Origin of the sequence: Thioclava marina (assembly GCF_002020135.1) — a bacterium.
Classification (GTDB): domain Bacteria; phylum Pseudomonadota; class Alphaproteobacteria; order Rhodobacterales; family Rhodobacteraceae; genus Thioclava; species Thioclava marina.
Map to the genome: position 1 here is coordinate 1,903,907 of NZ_MPZS01000001.1, position 20,016 is coordinate 1,923,922.

Annotated in this window: 16 protein-coding genes; 7 read left to right on the top strand and 9 right to left on the bottom strand. The window is 65.9% G+C overall.

Going from position 1 to position 20,016, the window contains the following annotated elements; genetic code table 11:
* Positions 1-32: 32 nt before the first annotated feature.
* Genes BMG00_RS09225 through BMG00_RS09245 form a run of 5 tightly spaced genes read right to left on the bottom strand, consistent with a single transcriptional unit; the run spans position 33 to position 6,247 of the window.
* On the bottom strand, positions 33-671 hold the full coding sequence (locus tag BMG00_RS09225) for an ATP-binding cassette domain-containing protein (protein WP_078574096.1): 639 nt from the start codon (positions 669-671) through the stop codon (positions 33-35).
* On the bottom strand, positions 668-2,323 hold the full coding sequence (locus tag BMG00_RS09230; RefSeq protein ID WP_078574097.1) for an ABC transporter permease: 1,656 nt from the start codon (positions 2,321-2,323) through the stop codon (positions 668-670). Before BMG00_RS09230 ends, BMG00_RS09225 begins: the two co-directional genes overlap by 4 nt.
* A gap of 7 nt (positions 2,324-2,330) precedes the next feature.
* Positions 2,331-3,518, bottom strand: coding sequence for an ABC transporter substrate-binding protein (locus BMG00_RS09235; RefSeq protein WP_078574098.1), 1,188 nt, complete (start codon positions 3,516-3,518; stop codon positions 2,331-2,333).
* 12 nt (positions 3,519-3,530) lie between these two features.
* Positions 3,531-4,136 (bottom strand): CDP-alcohol phosphatidyltransferase family protein, encoded by a 606-nt coding sequence (locus tag BMG00_RS09240; RefSeq protein ID WP_078574099.1) that lies wholly within the window; start codon positions 4,134-4,136, stop codon positions 3,531-3,533.
* Positions 4,133-6,247, bottom strand: coding sequence for an FAD-dependent oxidoreductase (locus tag BMG00_RS09245; RefSeq protein ID WP_078574100.1), 2,115 nt, complete (start codon positions 6,245-6,247; stop codon positions 4,133-4,135). Before BMG00_RS09245 ends, BMG00_RS09240 begins: the two co-directional genes overlap by 4 nt.
* A gap of 134 nt (positions 6,248-6,381) precedes the next feature.
* Between BMG00_RS09245 and BMG00_RS09250 the strand changes: the two genes are divergently transcribed.
* On the top strand, positions 6,382-7,203 hold the full coding sequence (locus tag BMG00_RS09250) for a glucosamine kinase nucleotide-binding domain-containing protein (RefSeq protein WP_078526670.1): 822 nt from the start codon (positions 6,382-6,384) through the stop codon (positions 7,201-7,203).
* Entirely contained in the window at positions 7,191-8,333 is a 1,143-nt protein-coding gene (gene nagA / locus BMG00_RS09255) for an N-acetylglucosamine-6-phosphate deacetylase (protein ID WP_078574101.1), read from the top strand. The genes BMG00_RS09250 and nagA overlap by 13 nt, the downstream gene beginning before the upstream one ends.
* A gap of 4 nt (positions 8,334-8,337) precedes the next feature.
* Here the strand turns inward: nagA and serB are convergent, their stop codons facing one another.
* Complete coding sequence (gene serB / locus BMG00_RS09260) at positions 8,338-9,210, bottom strand: phosphoserine phosphatase SerB (RefSeq protein WP_078526674.1); 873 nt, start codon at positions 9,208-9,210, stop codon at positions 8,338-8,340.
* 159 nt (positions 9,211-9,369) lie between these two features.
* Here serB and BMG00_RS09265 point away from each other — a divergent pair, with 159 nt between their 5' ends.
* The 3 genes from BMG00_RS09265 (at position 9,370) to BMG00_RS09275 (ending at position 12,983) form a co-directional block, all read left to right on the top strand.
* Positions 9,370-10,515, top strand: coding sequence for a phosphoserine transaminase (locus BMG00_RS09265; RefSeq protein ID WP_078574102.1), 1,146 nt, complete (start codon positions 9,370-9,372; stop codon positions 10,513-10,515).
* A gap of 72 nt (positions 10,516-10,587) precedes the next feature.
* Positions 10,588-12,183, top strand: a complete 1,596-nt coding sequence (gene serA, locus BMG00_RS09270; RefSeq protein ID WP_078526678.1) for a phosphoglycerate dehydrogenase — start codon at positions 10,588-10,590, stop codon at positions 12,181-12,183.
* A gap of 65 nt (positions 12,184-12,248) precedes the next feature.
* Positions 12,249-12,983, top strand: coding sequence for a metallophosphoesterase family protein (locus BMG00_RS09275; protein WP_078574103.1), 735 nt, complete (start codon positions 12,249-12,251; stop codon positions 12,981-12,983).
* Between the two features lie 3 nt (positions 12,984-12,986).
* Here the strand turns inward: BMG00_RS09275 and BMG00_RS09280 are convergent, their stop codons facing one another.
* Complete coding sequence (locus BMG00_RS09280; RefSeq protein ID WP_078574104.1) at positions 12,987-13,859, bottom strand: MBL fold metallo-hydrolase; 873 nt, start codon at positions 13,857-13,859, stop codon at positions 12,987-12,989.
* Between the two features lie 165 nt (positions 13,860-14,024).
* On the opposite strand from BMG00_RS09280, the gene BMG00_RS09285 reads away from it, so the two are divergent.
* Both BMG00_RS09285 and BMG00_RS09290 read left to right on the top strand, forming a co-directional pair.
* On the top strand, positions 14,025-15,200 hold the full coding sequence (locus tag BMG00_RS09285) for an acetyl-CoA C-acyltransferase family protein (protein ID WP_078574285.1): 1,176 nt from the start codon (positions 14,025-14,027) through the stop codon (positions 15,198-15,200).
* Between the two features lie 128 nt (positions 15,201-15,328).
* Positions 15,329-17,548: a response regulator gene (locus BMG00_RS09290; RefSeq protein ID WP_078574105.1), complete on the top strand. Its 2,220-nt coding sequence runs from the start codon at positions 15,329-15,331 to the stop codon at positions 17,546-17,548.
* Here the strand turns inward: BMG00_RS09290 and recQ are convergent.
* Positions 17,539-19,602, bottom strand: coding sequence for a DNA helicase RecQ (recQ, locus tag BMG00_RS09295; protein ID WP_078574106.1), 2,064 nt, complete (start codon positions 19,600-19,602; stop codon positions 17,539-17,541). The genes BMG00_RS09290 and recQ overlap by 10 nt on opposite strands.
* Positions 19,602-19,901, bottom strand: coding sequence for a YggT family protein (locus tag BMG00_RS09300; protein WP_038146533.1), 300 nt, complete (start codon positions 19,899-19,901; stop codon positions 19,602-19,604). Before BMG00_RS09300 ends, recQ begins: the two co-directional genes overlap by 1 nt.
* Between the last annotated feature and the right edge of the window lie 115 nt (positions 19,902-20,016).

The window sequence follows — 20,016 nt, forward strand, 5'->3', positions numbered from 1 at the left end:
CAAGCCCGGGCAGGTCGGCAAACCGGCGGCTTTCAGCCGTGCAAGGTGACAGTGCGTGCGGCGGCGAGCGCGTCGCCCTCGTCATGGCTGACCATTAGCGCCGGTATTTCGCGCGCGCGAATGTGATCGAGGACGAAGCTGCGGATCTCTTCGCGCAACCCGGTATCGAGCGCGGCGAAGGGTTCGTCGATGAGGATCGCGCGCGGTTGGGCGAGCAGCGTGCGCATCAGCGCCGCCCGCGTGCGCTGCCCGCCCGAGAGCGTCGCCGGATCGCGGTCTTCCATCCCCGCAAGCCCTGCCCGTTCGAGCGCCTCGCGCACGGCCTCGCGCCTTGCAACCCTCCCGCGCAGCTTCGGGGTCAGGCCGAAGGCGAGATTGTCACCGACCGAGAGATGCGGGAAAAGCTGCGCCTGCTGGAACAGCATTCCAATTCCACGTTTCTCGGCGGGCAGCGCGGTGACATACTGCCCGTCGAGCCGAACCTCGCCCGTGGTGCGAAACCCGCGCGCCAGGTGGCCGCCGATATGGGCGAGCAGGCTCGATTTGCCGATGCCCGATGGCCCCATGACGCAGACCACCTCGCCGGGCTCCACACTCAGCGACAGGGCTGCGAACAGCGGTGCGTCGGCCCCCGGCGCGGTCAGGCTCAGCTCGATCAGTTCCAATGTCATACTGCCCCTCCGCGCAGCCCGCGCCGATTGCGATGCCACCATGCGGGGACCGCGAGCGCCAGCGCAAATCCGGCCCAGGGCAGCGCCGCCTGCATCAGCGCAAGGATCGCCGCCAGCCGCCGATCCGCCCCCGAGGCCAACGCCACGGCCTCTGTCGCCAGTGCCTGCACCCGGCCCGCAGCAGGCAGCAGCACGGCGAGATATTGCGCTACCGAAACCGCCACTCCGATCGCCGCCGCCGCGCAGATCGGACCAAGCAGCATCGGCAGTTTCACCGCGACAAGCCTGCGCCAAGGCCCCGCCCCGAGGCTCGCCGCGCTCGCGAGATGCGCGCGGTCCAGTGCCCGCCACGGCCCCGCCAGCGCGATCATCACATAGGGAAAGACGAACAGCAGCTCCGCCCAAGTCACCGCGAGCGCCCCGGGCGGCAGGCCAAGCCAGAGAAACCCGGTCGTCAGCCCCTGCAGGAACCCGATCTGCGGCAGTAGCAGCGGCAGGACGATTAGCGCGCCCAGATGCAGGCGCTTGCCGGATCGATCTTCACTCTCCAGCCAGAGCACGGCGAGGATCAGGGCGAGCAAGGTCGACGCCACCGCAAGGTTAAGGCTGGTAAGCGCAGGCCCCGCCCAATCGGCACTGGCCCAGCGTTCGAGCGTCAGGCGCGCAGGCAGCGCATCGGGAAAGCGCCAGAAGCTCGCGAGGCTCCAGAGGATCAGCGCGCCGAGCGCTCCAAGCGCCAGCGCGCCGCCCGCGCCGATCAGCCCGGCAGCGGCCCAATTCCCGCGCGACACCCCGCGATGTCCCTGCTGGATCAGGGCTTTTGCAAGCCGCGCCACGGCCTTCTCGCCCGCCAGCCATAGCACCACGCTCCCCGCCATCACCGCCAGCAGCAGCACCGCCAGCGCCGAAGCCGGGACCGCCTGCGCCGGATCGGGCGCCCCATAGAGCCGCAAGATCCGCACCGCGAGCGTCGGCGGGTTCGAAGGCCCGAGGATCAGCGCCATGTCCACCACCGACAGCGAAAACGCCAGAACGATCAGCACCGGCAGCCGCAGCGCCGAGTAAAGCTGCGGCCAGACGATGCGCGTCCAGACCCGCCCCGGCGCATAGCCAAGCGCCCGGCCCGCCGCCATCTGTCCACAGACCGGGCGCTGCGCCGCGGCTACCAAAGTCATCAGTGTCAGGAACGGCACCTCTTTCAGCATCAGCCCGAGGATCAGCGACAGCCCCCAGGGGTCGCCCACCGTCACGACCTGCGGCGGCAGCGCCCACCCCGTCGCCCAGGGCGAGACCAGCCGCGCGGCCCAGCCCGAGGGCGCGATCAAAAAGGCCAATCCGATCGCCAGCGCCGCATGGGGCACCGCCAGCAAGGGCGTCAGCCACCGCGCCGCGGCCTCTCGCGTCACCAGCCAGCGCGCGAGCGGGATCGAGGCCGCCAGCGACAGAACCGTCGCGCCGATCCCCGTCACCAGCGTCAGCCGCAGCGAGGTCAGGATGCCGGGGGCGCCGAAAGCGTCGACAAATCCCTGCCAACCCAGATCGACCCGTCCCAGCCCCGGCTGCCAGCTGAACGCCGTCGCGAGCGTCAGCGCCGCGCCGATCATCACCGGCGCGCCGATCACCAGCGTCAGGATCGCCCCGGCGAGCCGCATCAGGACCTCACTTCGTGTAGCGCTGGGCCCAATCCTCGGTAAGCCGCGTCATCCAGCTTGGATGCGGCTCGGGCAGGGTCGGGCCGAGTTCGTCGAGCGTCGGCAGCGCAGGCGCGGTGGGCAGCGCCGCGAAGGCCGCCTTCGCCCCTTCGTCCAGCTTCGCCGGATCGAGCACCGAGAAACTGCCCAGCACGCGGATATCCTGCATATGCGCCTGCGTGGCCGGGTCGAGCAGGAAATTCGCCACCAACTCCGCCCCCGCCCTATGCGCCGCGTTAGAGGGGATCGCGACGTAGGAGATATTCCCGATCGTCCCGCCTTCGGGCACCCAGACGCGCACCGAGGGCGGCAGCACGCCCTGCTCGATCATCGCCGCCGGGGCGGCCGGATCGAAATGCATCCCGAAATCGACCTCGCCATCGGCCAGAAGCTGCGCCTGCACGCTCTCGTTCTCCGGGAAGGCCTCTCCCTCGCGCCACATCAAGGGGCGCAGCGCGTCATACCAGGCCCAGAGCGGCGCAGTCTCTGTCGCATAGGTTTCATCCGTCACCGGCTGCGCCAGTGCCGCCGGATCATGCGCCATCCCGACAAGCGCCTGTTTGAGGAAGGTCGCGCCGATGAAATTCGACGGGTTGGGATGGGTGAAGCGGCCCGGGTTCACCTGGGCCCAGTCCAGAAGCCCCGCCATATCCTTCGGCGGGGTCTTCACCCGCTCCTCATCGTAATCGAACACGAATTTCGCAAGCCGCCACGGGCTCTCATAGCCATCGGTCGGCACGGTAAAATCGGTGCTCGCCGCCGCGCCTTCCGACAGATCCAGATATTTCGCATTCGGCAGATCGGCCACGAAGGGCCCGTGCAAAAGCCCCGCCTCTTTCATCGCCAGAAAGTTCGGCCCGTTGATCCAGATAAGATCGACCGCCCCGCCCTCGTCCTTGCCCGCCGCCTTCTCGGCCTGCACGCGCGAGACGGCCTCGGCGGTGTCGGTCAGCTTCACCTGCTCGACCGTGACGCCGTATGTCTCCTGCATTTGATCCGAGACCCATTCGATGAAGGCGTTGGTGCGCGGATCGCCGCCCCAGGCGTTGAAATAGACCGTCTGGCCCTTGGCCTCGGCTTGCGTTTGCGCCCAGTCGGCGAAGGCAGGCGTCGCGAGCGACAGCGTTATGGTAAGGGCGGCAAGAAGGGGTCTCATACTTTCTCCACTTTAGGAAAACGCCCGCCAGCCCATCAGCCAGCGGGTCAGGGTGGTCACGAAACAGGCGGCGGAAAAGATCGCGGCAAGGATCGGGAAGGCCTGCGGAAACAGGCAGATCGCCGCGAAGAAGAGTATCGTCTCGGCCCCCTCAGTGAGGCCGCCAAGGTAGTAGATGCCCTTGGTCGGGTAGCTCTCAGCGCTCATCCCGCGCTTCGCGGCGATCGAGGCGAAGGCGAGAAAGCTCGACCCGGTGCCGACGAAAGCGGCGATCAGGATCGCGGCGGGCAGCGCATTGCGCGCCGGATCGGCCAGAGCGAAGCCCACCGGGATCAGCGCGTAGAACAGGAAATCGAGTGCGATATCGAGAAAGGCCCCGCGATCGGTCGGGCCCTTGATCCGCGCGATGGCCCCGTCGAGACCATCCGCGATGCGGTTCAGCAAGATCAGCGCCAGCGCCAGCCAATAGGCATGCAACGCGATGGCCGGAATCGCCAGCAGGCCCAGCAAGAAGCCCGCCACCGTCACCTGATCGGCCCGGATTCCACGCGCGGCCAGCGCCTCGGCGGGCGGCTGCAACATCGCGCGTTGCAGGGGAAGGAGAGCGGCGTCGATCATCCGCGCCTCCAGGACATGAAGCGCTCCGCGATCTTCAGTGTGCTTGGGTTCACATGGGCCTGCCGCCAGCGCCCCGCGGCGTTCTTCGCGGCCTCGGACCAGCTCGGATAGACATGCGGCGTCGCGAGGATCTTGCCCAGCCCCAGCCCGTGGCGCATAGCCAAGACGAATTCCGCCAGAACCTCGGCGGCATGGGCCCCGCAGATCGTCACGCCAAGGATCTTGTCGGAGCCTTTCGCGGTCACGATCCGCACGAACCCCTCTCCCGCGCCTTCCGCCAGCGCCCGGTCGAGATCGCCGAGCGGATATGTCGTGACCTCATGCGCGACACCCTCCGCCTCGGCCTGGGCCGCTGTCATGCCCACCCGCGCCAGCTCGGGCGCGGTGAAGACCGCATGCGGGATCGGCGCGGCATGGGCCTTGAAGCGCCAGAACGGGGAGGCCAGCGCATTGGCCGCAGCAATCCAGCCCTGATGGCCGGCCGCATTGGTCAGCTGCATCGGCCCCGCCACATCACCCGCGGCGTAGATATTCGGCATCAGCGTCTCGAGATAATCGTTTGTCTCGATCACTCTGTCGGCCGGAATACCGAGGTCTTCCAGCCCGAACCCCTCCAACCGCGCCTTGCGTCCGACCGCGACCAGCAGCGTATCGAACTGAAGTTTCGATCCGTCCTCCAGCTCCAGCCATTTGCCCGCATCGCGCCCGAAGCGGATCGCCTTCGCGCCAGTCATCACTTCGATCCCATCCGCGCGCAACGCAGCCTCAATCGTCTCGGCCGCCTCCGCATCCTCGCGGATCAAAAGCCGCTCCGCCGCCTCGATCAGGGTCACCCCCGCCCCAAGCCGCGCCAAGGCCTGCGCGATCTCACAGCCGATCGGACCGCCGCCGAGGATCACCATCTTCCCGGGCGGCGCAGCCATCGCCGCGAGCGCGTCCCAGAGCGTGTCCGAGGTCAGCGGCTCCACCGTCTCGATCCCCTCGATCGGCGGGATCACCGGCGCGGCGCCGGTCGCCAGAACGATCCCGCGCGCGGTCAGGCGTCGTTCACCCACCCGCACCGTCCATGGGTCTTCCAGCCGCGCATGGCCCTCGATCACCTCGACGCCTAGCCCTTGATACCGCTCGACGGAATCATTCGGCGCGATCTGCGCGATCACCTCGGAAATACGGCGCATAACCACGGGCCAATCGACACTAACCTCGGCCTTCACACCCAGATCAGCGGATCTCCGCGCCACGCCCGCCGCGCGCGCCGAGGCAATCAGCGCCTTCGACGGCACACAGCCGAAATTCAGGCAATCGCCCCCCATCGGGCCTTCCTGCACCAGCGTCACCTTCGCCTTGGCCTGCGCCGCGACATACGACGCCACCAGCCCCGCCGCCCCGGCCCCGATCACGATCAGGTTGCGATCGAACTTCGCCGGACGCTTATACACGCGATAGGCCCGCCTCCGCGTCCAGATCCGCAGCGCCGCCCGCGCAACCCACGGAAACACCGCCAGCGCCGCGAAGGCTCCCAGCAGCCCCGGCGAGACGATGCCCGACAGGCTGTCCAGCTCCCCAAGCTGCGCGCCCGCCGCGACATAGACCGCCGTTCCGGGCAGCATCCCGAGCTGCGACACGCCATAGAATTTCCACGCCTTCATCCGCGTCAGCCCAAAGGCGAGGTTGATCACGAAGAAGGGCACCACCGGGATCAGCCGCAGCGAGAACAGGTAAAACTCGCCGTCGCGCGCCGCTCCTTTCTCGATCTTCGCCAGCCGCGGCCCGAGCCGCCCGCGCACCCAATCCCGCATCAGGTAGCGCGCCACCAAGAACGCCAGCAAAGCACCGAACGAGGAGGCAAACGAGATCAGCACCAGCCCCTGCCAAAAGCCCAGCAATGCCGCCCCCAGCAGCGTCAGCCAGACCGCAAAAGGCAGCGACAGCGCCGTCACCACGACATAGGTCACGAAAAAACCGATTGGCAGCGCAAGCGGATGTGCATCGCGCCAATCCACCAGACCGTCGCGCAAAGAACGCAGCTTGTCGGGATCGGGATCGGCGACAAGCACCGCCGCGATTACCGCCAAAGCGATCAGGCTCAGAAATATCAGGGGCTTGCGCATGGTTCTCCCGCAGCTCACGCCCCAGTGATAGAGGCGTTCCGATCTTTCCCCAAGTCGTTTTGCGCGCACTCTTCGTTACGCGCTTTCTCTCGGGCGCATGATTTGGCACTGTTACGCGCAAAACGGAGGCGGGGATGCATTTTCTGGGTGTCGATGGCGGAGGCAGCGGGTGCCGGGCGGCTCTCGCCGATGCGTCTGGCCGCGTGATCGGGCGCGGCGAAGCGGGCCCGGCCAATATCGCCTCCGACCCGGAAGGGGCCCTCGGCAATATCCTCGCCGCGTGTTCGGCCGCGATGGACGAGATCCCCGCGCAGGACATCCGCGCCGTTCTCGGGCTCGCAGGCGCCAATCTGACCCCGAATGGCGAGGCGTTGATCGAGAGACTGCCTTTTCGTGCTCGTGTGGTTCAGGACGTGACGACCTCGGTGCGCGGAGCGCTGGGTTCGTCGGACGGTATCGTTGCGGCGATCGGCACCGGGTCGGTCTTCGCGCGCCAGATCGGTGGGAAGATCCATTCGATCGGCGGTTGGGGGCTGCGGCTGGGCGACGAGGCCTCGGGCGCGTGGATCGGCCGCGCGCTGGGTATGCGCGCGGGGCGGGCGCTCGACGGGTTCTGCGACGTGACGCCCCTGTTGCGCGCCTTTCTTGAAGAGATCGACGGGCGCTCGGGCCTGATCGCATTCAGCCTGCGCGCCACACCCGCCGACTGGGCGCGCTTCGCCCCGCGCGTGCTTGAGGCGGACGATCCGGCAGCGACTGCGATCCGGGTTGCGGCGGCCGAGGAAATTCGTGCGGCGATCACGCTTTTGCAACCCGAAGACCGGCTGCCGGTGACCTGGATCGGCGGGCTCGGACCGGCACTGGCGCTGGACGACTGGCCCCGCGCCGAGGCGAAGGGCAATGCGCTCGACGGGGCCCTGGCGCTGGCAATGGAGGATGTGTTTTGGACCGGTTGATCCTGACGGCTGCGCGCGTTTTCGACGGCACAGCTTTCCATGAAAACCATGCCATCGTGCTGGAACAGGGTCGAATTTCGGCGCTCTGCCCGATCGCGGAGCTGCCCGAGGGCCAAGTGATCGAACTCCCCGGCGGCACGCTCGCGCCGGGCCTTGTCGATTTGCAGGTGAATGGCGGCGGTGGCGTGATGCTCGACGGGCACGCAACGCTCGACACACTCGCGACGATCTGCGCGGCGCACGCTCGGCTTGGGGCAACGACGATCCTGCCCACGCTGATTACCGACACCCGCGCCTCGACCCAGACCGTGCTGGCCGCAGGAATCGCCGCGGTGTCGCGGGTGCCGGGGTTTGGCGGGCTGCATCTCGAAGGCCCGCATCTCGACCCCAAGCGCCCCGGCTGCCACCCGTCTGACCGCATTCGTCCGATGGACCAGGACGACATCGAGACGCTGCTGGAGGCCAAGACCGGCCTGCCCGCGCTGATCGTCACCCTCTCGCCCGCCAACGCCACGCCCGAACAGATCGCGCGCCTGTCCGAGGCCGGGATCGCGGTCAGCCTCGGCCATTCCGAATGCACGTTCGATCAGGCTCAAGAGGCCATCGCCGCAGGCGCGCGCATGGTCACGCATCTCTTCAACGCTATGAGCCAGCTTGGCAGCCGCGAACCGGGGCTGGTCGGCGGCGCCCTCGCGACCCCGGTCTCAACCGGCCTCATTGCAGACGGAATCCATGTCCACCCCGAGTCGATTCGGCTGGCATTGGCCGCGAAACGACAGGGCGAGATCTTCCTCGTCTCCGATGCGATGGCCTGCGCGGGCTCGGACCTGACCGAATTCACCCTCGCCGGCCGCCGCATCCTGCGCTGCGACGGCGCGCTGCGGCTGGAGGATGGCACACTTGCGGGCGCCGATCTGTCATTGCCTCAGGCTGTGCGCTTCATGATCGAGACGGTCGGCGTCACCCCGGAACAGGCGCTCGCCATGGCGACCCGCATCCCGGCCGAGGCCATCGGTGCGCCCGTGGGCCGGATCGCGCCGGGCCTTGTCGGGGATCTGGTGCATCTCGATGAAGATTGGCGCCTGACCGAGGTCTGGCAGGGCGGTCAGGCGAAGTCCCCGATCGCGTAGGCGATCAAGCGAAATCCTCGACCGCGTAGCCCTGGATGTAGAGCAGCGCGCTCAGATCACCGAAGTTGATCCGGATGTCGCATTCCGCGGCGACCGAGGGTTTGGCATGCAGCGCCACGCCCGCCCCGGCGAGCTTGAGCATGCCGAGATCGTTCGCCCCGTCGCCCACGGCCATCACCTGCGCATGATCAAGCTTCAGCATTTCCGAGATTTCCAGCAAAGCCTGAACCTTGGCCTCGCGCCCGAGGATCGGCTGCGAGGGCACGCCGGTCAGCTTGCCTTCCTCGACCAGCAGCAGGTTCGCGCGGTTTTCATCAAAGCCCAGCGTCTCGGCGACATAGCCGGTGAACGCCGTGAACCCGCCCGAGACCAGCGCGCAATAGGCCCCGTTCGCCTTCATCGTCGCGATCAGGTCATGCCCACCCGGCATGAAGGTGATACGTTCCTCGATCACCCGCGCGATGACTCCCTCGGGCAGCCCCTTGAGCAGACCGACCCGCTCGGTCAAGGCGCCCTCGAAATCCAGCTCGCCATTCATCGCCCGCGCGGTGATCTCCTTCACGCGCTCTCCCACGCCCGCTACATCGGCCAGCTCGTCGATGCATTCCTGCTGGATCATCGTCGAATCCATATCCGCCAGCAGCATCTGTTTGCGCCGCCCTTCACTGGGCTGCACCACCAGATCGACGCCGAGCCCCTGAAGCCCTTCCCAGGCCTCCCAGCGATTCGACGGCACCTGTTCGACGCTGAACTCCGCCGCGACATTCGGGTTGAGCCAGCGCGCATCGCCCCCGCCCCAGGCGCCGCACAGCGCATCGAGCGTGGCCTGATCCAGGTTGGCCTCTTTCGGGTCGGCGATCAGCGTGGCGGTAAACATGCGCGCTCCTTGAGGAAAGTCCGTGGAAATGTCGGTTCCGTGACCTGATGCGGCGCATTAGACCAAAAATTTCCCTTGCGCCAGAGCGGGCGCGGGCGTAATGGCGGCGGTGGGACACCCTTCCCCAACGAAGGGCGCTTATCTGGAAGGATACCAGCAATGGCTATCGACGCTCCGGCCGCGCGGCCGGCAAATCCGCGCTTCTCTTCGGGCCCCTGCACGAAGATCCCCGGTTTCTCCCTCGACATGCTCAACGACGCGCCCCTGGGCCGTTCGCACCGTGCCGCTATCGGCAAGGCGAAGCTGAAAGAGGCGATCGAAACCACCCGTGAAATTCTTGGTGTGCCCGCCGATTACCGCATCGGTATCGTGCCCGCCTCCGACACCGGCGCCGTCGAAATGGCGCTGTGGTCGCTGCTCGGCGCTCGTAAGGCGACCATGTGCGCCTGGGAGAGCTTTGGTTCCGGCTGGGTGACCGATGTGGTCAAGCAGCTCAAGATCGACGCCGAAGTGAAGACCGCCGAGTATGGCGACATCGTCGATTTCGCCGACGTGGACTTCAACACCGACGTCGTCTTCACCTGGAACGGCACTACCTCGGGCGTGCGCGTCCCCAATGGCGACGCGATCCCGGCGGATCGCGAAGGCCTGACCATCTGTGACGCCACCTCGGCCGCTTTCGCGATGGAGCTGCCTTGGGAAAAACTCGACGTCACCACCTTCTCCTGGCAGAAAGTGCTGGGCGGCGAGGGCGGTCACGGCGTTCTGATCCTGAGCCCCCGCGCCGTCGAGCGTCTGGAAAACTACGCCCCCGCCTGGCCGCTGCCGAAGATCTTCCGCATGACCAAGGGCGGCAAGCTGATCGAAGGCATCTTCAAGGGTGAGACGATCAACACCCCCTCGATGCTCTGCGTCGAAGACTACCTCGTCTCGCTGAACTGGGCGAAATCGGTCGGCGGCCTGAACGGCCTTGTCGAGCGCGCGAATGCAAACGCGAAAGCCGTCTGGGATTTCTGCGACGCGCGCGACTGGATCGCGAATCTCGCCAATGATCCGGCGACCGCTTCGACCACCTCGGTTTGCGTGAAGTTCACCGATGACCGCATCAAGGACGGCGCGGCGTTTGCCAAGGCTGTGGCCAAGCGGCTTGAGGCCGAAGGCGTGGGCCTTGACCTCGGCGCCTATCGCGACGCCCCGGCCGGTCTGCGCATCTGGTGCGGCTCGACTGTCGAAAAGGCGGATGTCGAAGCGCTCCTGCCCTGGATCGAATACGCTTTTGAAGCCGAGATCGCGGCGCAAGCCTGATCTGAAAACAGAGACGGCGGGCCGCGCGGCCCGTCTTTCCCCGATTTTCTGAAAATTCAAGGAGCCCCGAAAATGGCGCCCAAAGTTCTCGTCTCCGACAGCCTCTCCGAAACCGCTGTCCAGATCTTCCGCGACCGTGGCATCGAGGTCGATTTCGAACCCAAGCTCGGCAAGGATAAGGAAAAGCTCGCCGAGGTGATCGGCAAGTATGACGGTCTCGCGATCCGCTCGGCCACCAAGGTCACCGCGAAGCTGCTCGAAAACGCGACCAACCTGAAGGTTGTCGGCCGCGCCGGTATCGGCACCGACAACGTCGACAAGGAAGCGGCCTCGAAAAAAGGCGTGATCGTCATGAACACGCCCTTCGGCAACATGATCACCACCGCCGAGCATGCCATCGCGATGATGTTCGCGGTCGCCCGCCAGATCCCCGAAGCCGATGCCTCGACGCAGGCCGGCAAGTGGGAAAAGTCGAAATTCATGGGGGTCGAGCTGACCGCAAAGACCCTCGGCGTGATCGGCGCGGGCAATATCGGCGGCATCGTCTGCGACCGCGCGCGTGGCCTGAAGATGAAGGTCATCGCCTATGATCCCTTCCTCGGCGAAGAGAAGGCCGCGAATATGGGCGTGGAAAAGGTCGAACTCGACGAGCTGCTCAAGCGCGCCGATTTCATCACGCTGCACGTGCCGCTCACCGACTCGACCCGCAACATCCTGTCGCGCGAAAACCTGCAGAAGACCAAGCCGGGTGTCCGCATCATCAACTGCGCCCGTGGCGGTCTGGTGGACGAGCAAGCGCTGGCCGATCTCATCAAGTCGGGCCATGTCGCGGGCGCTGCCTTCGACGTGTTCTCGGTAGAGCCCGCCACCGAAAACCCGCTCTTCGGTCTGCCGAACGTGGTCTGCACCCCGCACCTCGGCGCCTCGACGACCGAGGCACAGGAGAACGTGGCGCTGCAAGTGGCCGAGCAGATGTCGAACTACCTGCTCGACGGCGCGGTCGAGAATGCGCTCAACATGCCTTCGATGACCGCTGAAGAAGCGAAGGTAATGGGCCCGTGGGTGAAACTCGCCCAGCACCTCGGCGGCTTCATCGGCCAGATGACCGACGACGCGATCAAGGCGATCAACATCACCTTCGACGGCGTGGCCTCGGAAATGAACCTCAAGGCGCTCGACGCCGCGGTGGTCTCGGGCATCCTGAAAGCGTCGCAGCCCGACGTGAACATGGTGTCTGCCCCGGTCATCGCGAAAGAGCGTGGCATCCAGATCTCGACCACCTCGCAGGATCAGACCGGCGTCTTTGAAGGCTACATCAAGGTCACCGTCGTGTCGGAAAGCAAGGAGCGTTCGATCGCGGGCACCGTGTTCTCGGATGGCAAGCCGCGCTTCATCCAGATCAAGGGCATCAATATCGACGCCGAAGTGGGCGAGCACATGCTCTACACCACCAACGAGGACGTGCCCGGCATCATCGGCAAGCTCGGCACCGTTCTGGGCGAGCATGGCGTGAACCTCGCGAACTTCACCCTTGGTCGCTCGAAGCAGGGCGGTGAGGCGATCGCGATTGCCTATGTCGATGACGTGGTTTCGCCCGAGGTGGTGAAAGCCCTCAAGGAAAGCGGCAACTTCAAGCAGGTGAAGCCGCTGGAATTCACCCTCGGCTGATCTAGCTGAGGCCGGACACAGGGCCCTCCGCACCTGCGGGGGGCCTTTTACATTCGGGGATCAAGATGCGGACCTATGCGATCGGAGACATTCACGGCCATCTGGCGAAACTGCGCGGCGCCCATGCGTTGATCGCAGCGGATCGCGCGGCCTGCGGCGATCAGGAGGCCCCGATCGTGCATGTGGGGGATCTCGTCGATCGCGGCCCGGAATCTGCGGGCGTGATCGACTATCTGATGAGCGGTCAGACGCGGGGCGAAGACTGGATCGTCCTGCGCGGCAATCACGACCGGATGTTCCTGGGCTTTCTCGACGATCCCTTCACCGAGGATCACCTGCTCAGCTCCGAGGTCTCCTATCTCAACCCGCGTGTGGGCGGCGAGGCGACGCTCGAAAGTTACGGCATCGCGGATGCGTTTTCCCGCCCGCTGGCAGAGATCGCGTCCGAACTCGGCGCCATCCCGCGGGCCCATCGCGACTGGCTCGCCTCCCAGCCCGCGTATTTCACCCGCGGCGAAGCGATCTTCGTGCATGCGGGGCTGCGTCCCGGTATCCCGCTCGAAGATCAGGTCGAGGATGATCTGCTGTGGATCCGCAAGCCTTTCCTGACCGACCCGCGCGATCACGGCGCGCTCGTCGTGCACGGTCACACCAATATCGAGGCGGCCACCCATTACGGTAACCGCCTCAATCTCGATTCCGGCGCGGGCTATGGCCGCCCGCTTTCGACCGTGGTGATCGAGGGCCGCGACGCATGGCTGCTCACACCCGAGGGCCGGGCGGAGCTGCCACGCGGCTGAACCTCAGCGCGGCTCGAAATAGTCGAGCGGGATCTTGAGGTAGGACCGCCCGTTGCCTTCCGCCTCGGGCTTGCGACCGCCACGGATATTCACCTGTAGCGCGGCCAGCATCAGTTTCGGCAGCGGCAGAGTCGCATCGCGCGCCTCGCGGGTGGCGATGAATTCCTCGCGGCTGACCCCGTCCTTCACATGCTTGTTGTGCGCGCGGTGCTCGGCCACCGTCGCCTCGCAACGCGGCTCTTCCCCCTCGCCGGGATAATCGTGACCGATGAACAGCCGCGTGTCGGCTGGCAGATCGAGGATTGCGCGCACCGAATCCCACAGCTCGGCCGCCGAGCCTCCGGGGAAATCTGCGCGGCTCGTGCCGCTTTCGGGCATCATCAGCGTGTCATGCACGAAGGCCGCATCGCCCACGACATAGGTGATCGAGGCCAGAGTATGACCGGTCGAAAGCATCACCCGAACATCGAGATTGCCGATCTTGAAGGTTTCGCCCTCGGCAAAGAGGTGATCCCACTGGCTGCCATCCTGCGGCAGATCGGGCGTGTCGTAGATCCCGGCCCAGAGGCTCTGCACCTTGCGCACGCGCTCGCCGATCCCGCGCCTGGCGCCCAGCTTTTCGGCCAGCCAGACGGCAGAGGAGAAGTGATCGGCATGCGGATGCGTATCGAGCACCCATTCCACCTCGATCCCGGTCTCGCGGATGTAATCGAGGATCTTCTCGGCATTTCCATAGCCCGTGGCTCCCGCTTGGTGATCGTAATCCCAGACCGGATCGACCACGGCGCCCTTCATCGTCTCGGGGTCGTGGAAGACATATTGCCAGCTTCCGGTGGGCTTGTCCCAGAATCCCTTCACAATCGGGTTCGCGCTCATTTCTCTCTCCTGTCTCACATTCGTCTTCATGAATGTGTTTGCGACCTCTCCTGTTTCAACCCCACCTGAGGGCGTTTATGACGTGTCGTCATTATGACGCAGTCGTGCTGGCCCGGGCTCCACCAAGGGATTACGCTCCCGCTCAAAGTAACCATGGAGGCCCCCATGACTGGCATCGTCATTCTTTCCGGCACCCGCACGCCCATCGGTACATTCGGCGGATCGCTCTCGGGTTTCGCACCCATCGACCTCGCCACCCTCGTCTCGAAAGAGGCGATCGCCCGCGCCGGCATCGCCCCCGAAAAGATCGACCAGGTCGTCTTCGGGCACATCATCAACACCGAGCCGCGCGACATGTATCTCAGCCGCGTCGCCGCCGTGCAGGCGGGCGTTCCGGTCGGCACGCCCGCAATGAACGTGAACCGCCTGTGTGGCTCGGGTGTTCAGGCGGTGGTCTCGGCGGCGCAGATGCTGATGCTCGGCGATGGCGATTTCGCCCTCGCGGGCGGCTGCGACGTGATGAGCAAATCGCCCTATATCGTGCCCGCTGCGCGCTTCGGCCAGAAGATGGGCGACACGCGGATGCTCGACATGATGACCGGCGCGCTGTCGTGCCCCTTCGGCACTGGCCATATGGGTGTCACCGCCGAAAACGTGGCTGCGGAGTGCACCATCTCGCGTGAGGATCAGGACGCCTTCGCGATGGAAAGCCAGGAACGCGCGGCCAAGGCGATCGCCGCGGGTCACTTCAAGGACGAGATCACCCCGGTCGAGATCACCTCGCGCAAGGGCACCGTCGTCTTCGACACCGACGAGCATCCCAAGGCGACCAGCCTCGAGAAACTCGCAACCCTCAAGCCCGTCTTCCAGAAGGACGGCTCGGTCACCGCCGGCAACGCTTCGGGCATCAACGACGGCGCGGCCGCGCTTGTCATTGCACGCGAAGAGGCTGCCGCCGCGGCTGGGCTGAAGGCGCGCGCCAAGATCACCGGCTACGCCATCGCGGGCGTGCGCCCCGAGGTGATGGGTCTCGGCCCGATCCCCGCCGTTCGTGCGCTCCTCGAGAAAACCGGCCTTTCGGCTGCGGATTTCGACTGGATCGAGAGCAACGAGGCCTTTGCGGCGCAGGCTCTCGCGGTTTCGCGCGAACTCGGCCTCGACCCGGCCAAGGTCAACCCCGATGGCGGCGCCATCGCGCTTGGTCACCCGATCGGCGCCACCGGCGCGATTCTGATCGTGAAGGCGATGCATGCGCTCGAGCGCACCGGCGGCAAGCGCGCGCTGGTGACCATGTGCATCGGCGGCGGCCAGGGCATCGCAATCGCGATCGAGCTGGCCTGACCCGGCGGCGGGAGAAAGATCGGATTTTCACAATTTTCTCCCGCCCACCTCCCCATCGCGGTTAAGCGGCTGTTCATGCGGCTCTGCCAACCTGCCTGCCGAAAGATTTTCGGGGGCAATCGGGCGGCATGCATGCGACGATCGCGAATAAACTCGCTCAGGAGCGACGCTCACGACTGGCCGCAGAGAAACTTCTGGAGCAAAAAAGCCGGGAGCTTTTCGCAGCCAATCAAAAGCTCGCGCTGCATGCGCGCATGCTCTCCGATCAGATCGTCGAACAGCGCGAGGGGCTCGCCCGGGCCTTGTCAGAACGCGCCAGCCTGATCGGCGAAAATGACCGCGTCCGCACCGATCTCGAACGCGCCAATTCGTTGGTAATGATCGCGCAGCGCCGGCTTTGGGATGCGGTCGACGCGATCTCGGACGGGTTCGCGGTCTATGACAGCGAGTTGCGCCTCGTTGCCGCCAACCATGTCTATCTCTCCTTTTTCGTGGGGGAGATCCCGATCGGCCCGGGCATTTCCTATGATGAGGTCACGCGCATCGCGGCGGATCGCGGCCTTTTCGACCTGCAAGGCCGCGACCCGCTCGACTGGCATTTCGAAATGAGCGAGCGGATCCGCCGCAGGGAAATCCCCCCGCTCGAGATCCAGACCCGTGACGGCCGCTGGTTTCGCATCAACAACCGCTGGGGTGCGCAGGGCGATCTGGTCACCTATGCGCAGGACATCTCCGACGCGGTCCGCCGCGAGGAAGACCTGCGCGAGGCACGCGACCGCGCAGAGGCTGCCAGTCGTGTGAAATCCGCCTTCCTGGCCAATATGAGCCACGAGATCCGCACCCCTATGAACGGTGTCGTGGGCATGGCGGATCTGCTCGCCGAAACCGACCTGACCGAGGAGCAACGCCTCTACGCCGATACGATCCGCTCCTCGGGCGAGGCGCTTCTGACCATCATCAATGATGTGCTCGACTATTCCAAGATCGAGGCAGAGCGGATGCGCCTCTACCCCGAGCCCTTCGATCTCGAACGCTGCCTGCACGAGATCATGGTGCTGCTGCAGCCCGGCACGAAGGATCGCGCGGTGAAACTGCTCGTGGATTACGACCTCTTCCTGCCCACCCGCTTCATCGGCGATCCCGGCCGTATGCGTCAGATCCTCACCAACCTGCTCGGGAACGCTGTGAAATTCACGCAAGCCGGTCATGTTCTCGCCCGCGTCGTCGGCTTCGAGCGCGACGCAGGCCGATACGAGCTCCACATCACGGTCGAGGATACCGGGATCGGCATTGCGCCCGAGCTGCTCGAACATGTCTTTGGCGAGTTCAATCAGGTCGAGGCGGAATCGAACCGCAAGTTCGAGGGGACTGGGCTGGGCCTTGCGATCACCCATCGCCTCGTGCAGCTGATGGGCGGAGAGGTCTGGGTCGACAGCGCGCCGGGGGAGGGGTCGTGTTTCGGCTTCAAGCTCACCTTGCCGCGCGCCGAACCCGCGACCCCAATCGACGCGCCGTGCCCGCCGATCACCCTGCGCACGGCCCTCGTGGTCGACGATCTTTTCGTCAACCGGGTCATCCTCGAGCGCCAGTTGCGGACCTACGGGCTCGACGTCACGCTTTGCCGCACCACCGAAGAGGCCTTGCGGGTGCTCGGCGACGGGGCGAAATGCGACGTCATCCTCACCGATCACCGCCTGCCCTCGCTTGACGGGATCGCCTTCGCCCAAAGCCTGAGCGCCTCCGGCTACGACGTGCCGATCCTGCTGATCAGCTCCGATCCCGAGCTGGCAGGCGCGGTGCAGCTCCCCGAAATCGCGGGCTGCCTGCAAAAGCCGGTGCTGCGATCAGAGCTGTTTCGCGCCCTGCAAGACCTCTCGCGGCGCAGCTTGCCTGACCCTGCCGCATTGCCCGATCCGCCGCCCGCATCCGACCCGCCGGCCCGCCAGATGCGCGTGCTCGCCGCCGAGGACAATCGCACCAACCAGCTCGTCTTTTCCAAGATGGTGAAGGATCTCGATATCGAGCTGCGCTTCGCCAACAACGGGCGTGAGGCGGTCGAGATCTGGCGGGATTTTGTCCCGGACCTGATCTTCATGGATATATCGATGCCGGAAATGGACGGGCGTGAAGCTACCCGCGCGATCCGCGCGGCGGAGGGGCCGGGGGCGCATGTGCCGATCTGTGCGCTCACCGCCCACGCGATGGACGGCGACAGCGAGTCGATCTTTGCCGCAGGGATCGACCACTACCTCACGAAGCCGCTGAAGAAGCCATTGATCGCAGAGCGGATCGGCGCCTCCGCTCACGGTCACATCCGCTCCCCGCTACCCGCAGCGGATCAGCGATAGGCGTCGAGAATTCCGAGGATGGGCTCGGCAAAGCGGTCGAGCTTCGACTCGCCCATTCCCGCAATCCGCCCCAGCGCGGTGCGGTCGCGGGGCCGCGTCTCGGCGATCTTGCGCAGCGTCGTATGGGTCAGCGAAAGGGGTTTGCCGATCCCGTCCTCGCCGCGCAGGAGCCGCGTGACCTCGGCCAGAAGTGCGTCGAAGATCTCGCCCTCCTGCCGTCCCGCGAGCTTGCGCCGCGTGGGGTGCATCTCCTCCACGGCGCCGGCGATCACCGACAGGAACTCCGCACCATAGCTTTCCAGTTTCTTTGCGCCCACACCGCCGATCCCCGCCATCTCGTCGAGGCTCATCGGCCGCTTCTCGGCCATCTCGATCAGGGTTCGGTCGGTGAAGACGATATAGGCGGGCACGCCCTGCGCCTCGGCCAGCGCACGGCGCTTGGCCTTGAGCGCAGATAGAAGCGGCGCGTCTTCCTCGCTCACCAGCGTCTTGATCACGTTTTTCGCTTTGGCCGATGCCACCAGATCGCGGCGCAAGGTGATCGACTGTTCGCCGCGCAGGATCGGACGCGCCGCCTCGGTCATCACCAATGCCCCGTGCCGCGCCGCATCGGGGCGGATCAGGTCATGGCCCATCATCTGCCGGAACACCGCCTGCCATTGCGCACGGCTCAGATCCCTGCCCACGCCGAAGGTCGGCAGCTTGTCATGGCTCCATTGCCGGATCTTGTCGGTCTCGGACCCCAGCAGGATCTCGATCAGGTGGCCCGCGCCGAAGCGTTCCTCCGAGCGCAAAGCCGCCGAGAGCGCCTTGCGCACCGCTTCCGTCCCGTCGAACAGCTCGGGCGGGGTGTCGCACAGATCGCAATTCCCGCACGGGGCCGCTTTCTCACCGAAATAGCGCAGCAGCTTCACCCGGCGGCATTCGGTCGCCTCCGCGAGACCCAGCAACGCATTGAGCCGCCCGTGATCAGCCTCCTTGCGCTCGGGCGGCGCCAGCCCCTCGTCGATCTGGCTTCGCCGCAGCTTGATATCGTCGGGCCCGTAGAGCGTCAGCGTCTCGGCGGCCGCGCCATCCCGGCCCGCGCGGCCGATCTCCTGGTAATAGGCCTCGATCGATTTCGGCAGATCGGCATGGGCGACCCAGCGGATATCGGGCTTGTCCACGCCCATCCCGAAGGCCACGGTCGCGACCACGATCAGCCCGTCTTCCTGCTGGAAGCGCACTTCCACCGCACGGCGGTCATCCGCCTCCATCCCGCCGTGATAATGGCAGGCCAGATGCCCCGCCTCGGTCAGCGCCTTCGCCAAGGTCTCGGTCTTGGCCCGCGTGCCGCAATAGACGATCCCCGACTGCCCCTTGCGCGCGGCGGCGAAGTTCAGGATCTGACGGCGCGGCTGATCCTTGGGCGAAAAGGCGAGGTGAATATTCGGCCGGTCGAAACCGCGCAGGAAACTCTCCGGCGCCTGCCCGTCGAACAGCCGGTTGACGATCTCGGCGCGGGTTTCTTCATCTGCGGTGGCGGTGAAGGCCGCAAGCGGCACGCCGAGGCTGCGCCGCAGCTCGCCGATGCGCAGGTAATCGGGGCGGAAATCATGGCCCCACTGGCTGACGCAATGCGCCTCGTCCACCGCGATCAGGCTCACGCCCGCCCGTCTGAGCAGCTGATGCGCTCCGCCCGAAGCCAGCCGCTCGGGCGCCATGTAGAGGAGTTTCAACCGCCCCTCTTCGATCGCGGCAAAGACCTCCTCGGTCTCTTCGTCGGTGTTCCCCGAGGTCAGCGCGCCCGCCTCGACGCCTGCTTGCCGCAGCGCGCGCACCTGATCGCGCATCAACGCGATCAGCGGCGAAATCACCACCGTCACGCCCTCTCGTGCCAGTGCAGGCAATTGATAGCAGAGGGATTTTCCCCCACCCGTCGGCATGATCGCAAGCACGTTATGCCCTGCGATCACCGCGCGCACGATCTCTTCCTGACCGGGCCGGAAGGCATCGAACCCCCAGACCCGCGCCAGTAGCTCGGCGGGGGCTTCGGCTGCCGCAGCCGCAGGCATCAGAAGCTGTTGCCGTAGAAGAAGGCCGCGTTGTTGAAGAGCGCCTGGCGGATGATGATCAGCGCGATGAAGGCCACCAGCGGCGCCAGATCGAGCCCGCCCGTGTCAGGCAGGAAGCGCCGGATGCGCCCGTAGATCGGCTCGAGCAGATTGTTCAAACCGAACCAGATCTGTGCCACCAGCGGCTGACGCAGGTTGAGCACCTGGAAATTGATCAGCCAGCTCATGATGATATGGGCGATCATGACGAACCAGATGACGTTCAGGATCAGCACGAGCGCCTGAAAGAGCGTGACCATCGAACACCTCCGCTTTGGGTCGCAAAGACAGGTAAGCGAGCCGCCCGGCCTTTGCAACCGCAGGCTGGGTGGCATTTTCCGTAACGTCGTTCTTGACGCTTCCGCTGCGTCGCAG

Bases quoted from the DNA above. Each gene is read 5' to 3' on its own strand.
- BMG00_RS09225 (WP_078574096.1), bottom strand. From the start codon at position 671: ATGACATTGGAACTGATCGAGCTGAGCCTGACCGCGCCGGGGGCCGAC.
- BMG00_RS09265 (WP_078574102.1), top strand. From the start codon at position 9,370: ATGGCTATCGACGCTCCGGCCGCGCGGCCGGCAAATCCGCGCTTCTCT.
- BMG00_RS09235 (WP_078574098.1), bottom strand. From the start codon at position 3,518: ATGAGACCCCTTCTTGCCGCCCTTACCATAACGCTGTCGCTCGCGACG.
- BMG00_RS09300 (WP_038146533.1), bottom strand. From the start codon at position 19,901: ATGGTCACGCTCTTTCAGGCGCTCGTGCTGATCCTGAACGTCATCTGG.
- BMG00_RS09240 (WP_078574099.1), bottom strand. From the start codon at position 4,136: ATGATCGACGCCGCTCTCCTTCCCCTGCAACGCGCGATGTTGCAGCCG.
- BMG00_RS09285 (WP_078574285.1), top strand. From the start codon at position 14,025: ATGACTGGCATCGTCATTCTTTCCGGCACCCGCACGCCCATCGGTACA.
- BMG00_RS09245 (WP_078574100.1), bottom strand. From the start codon at position 6,247: ATGCGCAAGCCCCTGATATTTCTGAGCCTGATCGCTTTGGCGGTAATC.
- serA (WP_078526678.1), top strand. From the start codon at position 10,588: ATGGCGCCCAAAGTTCTCGTCTCCGACAGCCTCTCCGAAACCGCTGTC.
- BMG00_RS09250 (WP_078526670.1), top strand. From the start codon at position 6,382: ATGCATTTTCTGGGTGTCGATGGCGGAGGCAGCGGGTGCCGGGCGGCT.
- BMG00_RS09230 (WP_078574097.1), bottom strand. From the start codon at position 2,323: ATGCGGCTCGCCGGGGCGATCCTGACGCTGGTGATCGGCGCGCCGGTG.
- serB (WP_078526674.1), bottom strand. From the start codon at position 9,210: ATGTTTACCGCCACGCTGATCGCCGACCCGAAAGAGGCCAACCTGGAT.
- BMG00_RS09290 (WP_078574105.1), top strand. From the start codon at position 15,329: ATGCATGCGACGATCGCGAATAAACTCGCTCAGGAGCGACGCTCACGA.
- BMG00_RS09275 (WP_078574103.1), top strand. From the start codon at position 12,249: ATGCGGACCTATGCGATCGGAGACATTCACGGCCATCTGGCGAAACTG.
- BMG00_RS09280 (WP_078574104.1), bottom strand. From the start codon at position 13,859: ATGAGCGCGAACCCGATTGTGAAGGGATTCTGGGACAAGCCCACCGGA.
- recQ (WP_078574106.1), bottom strand. From the start codon at position 19,602: ATGCCTGCGGCTGCGGCAGCCGAAGCCCCCGCCGAGCTACTGGCGCGG.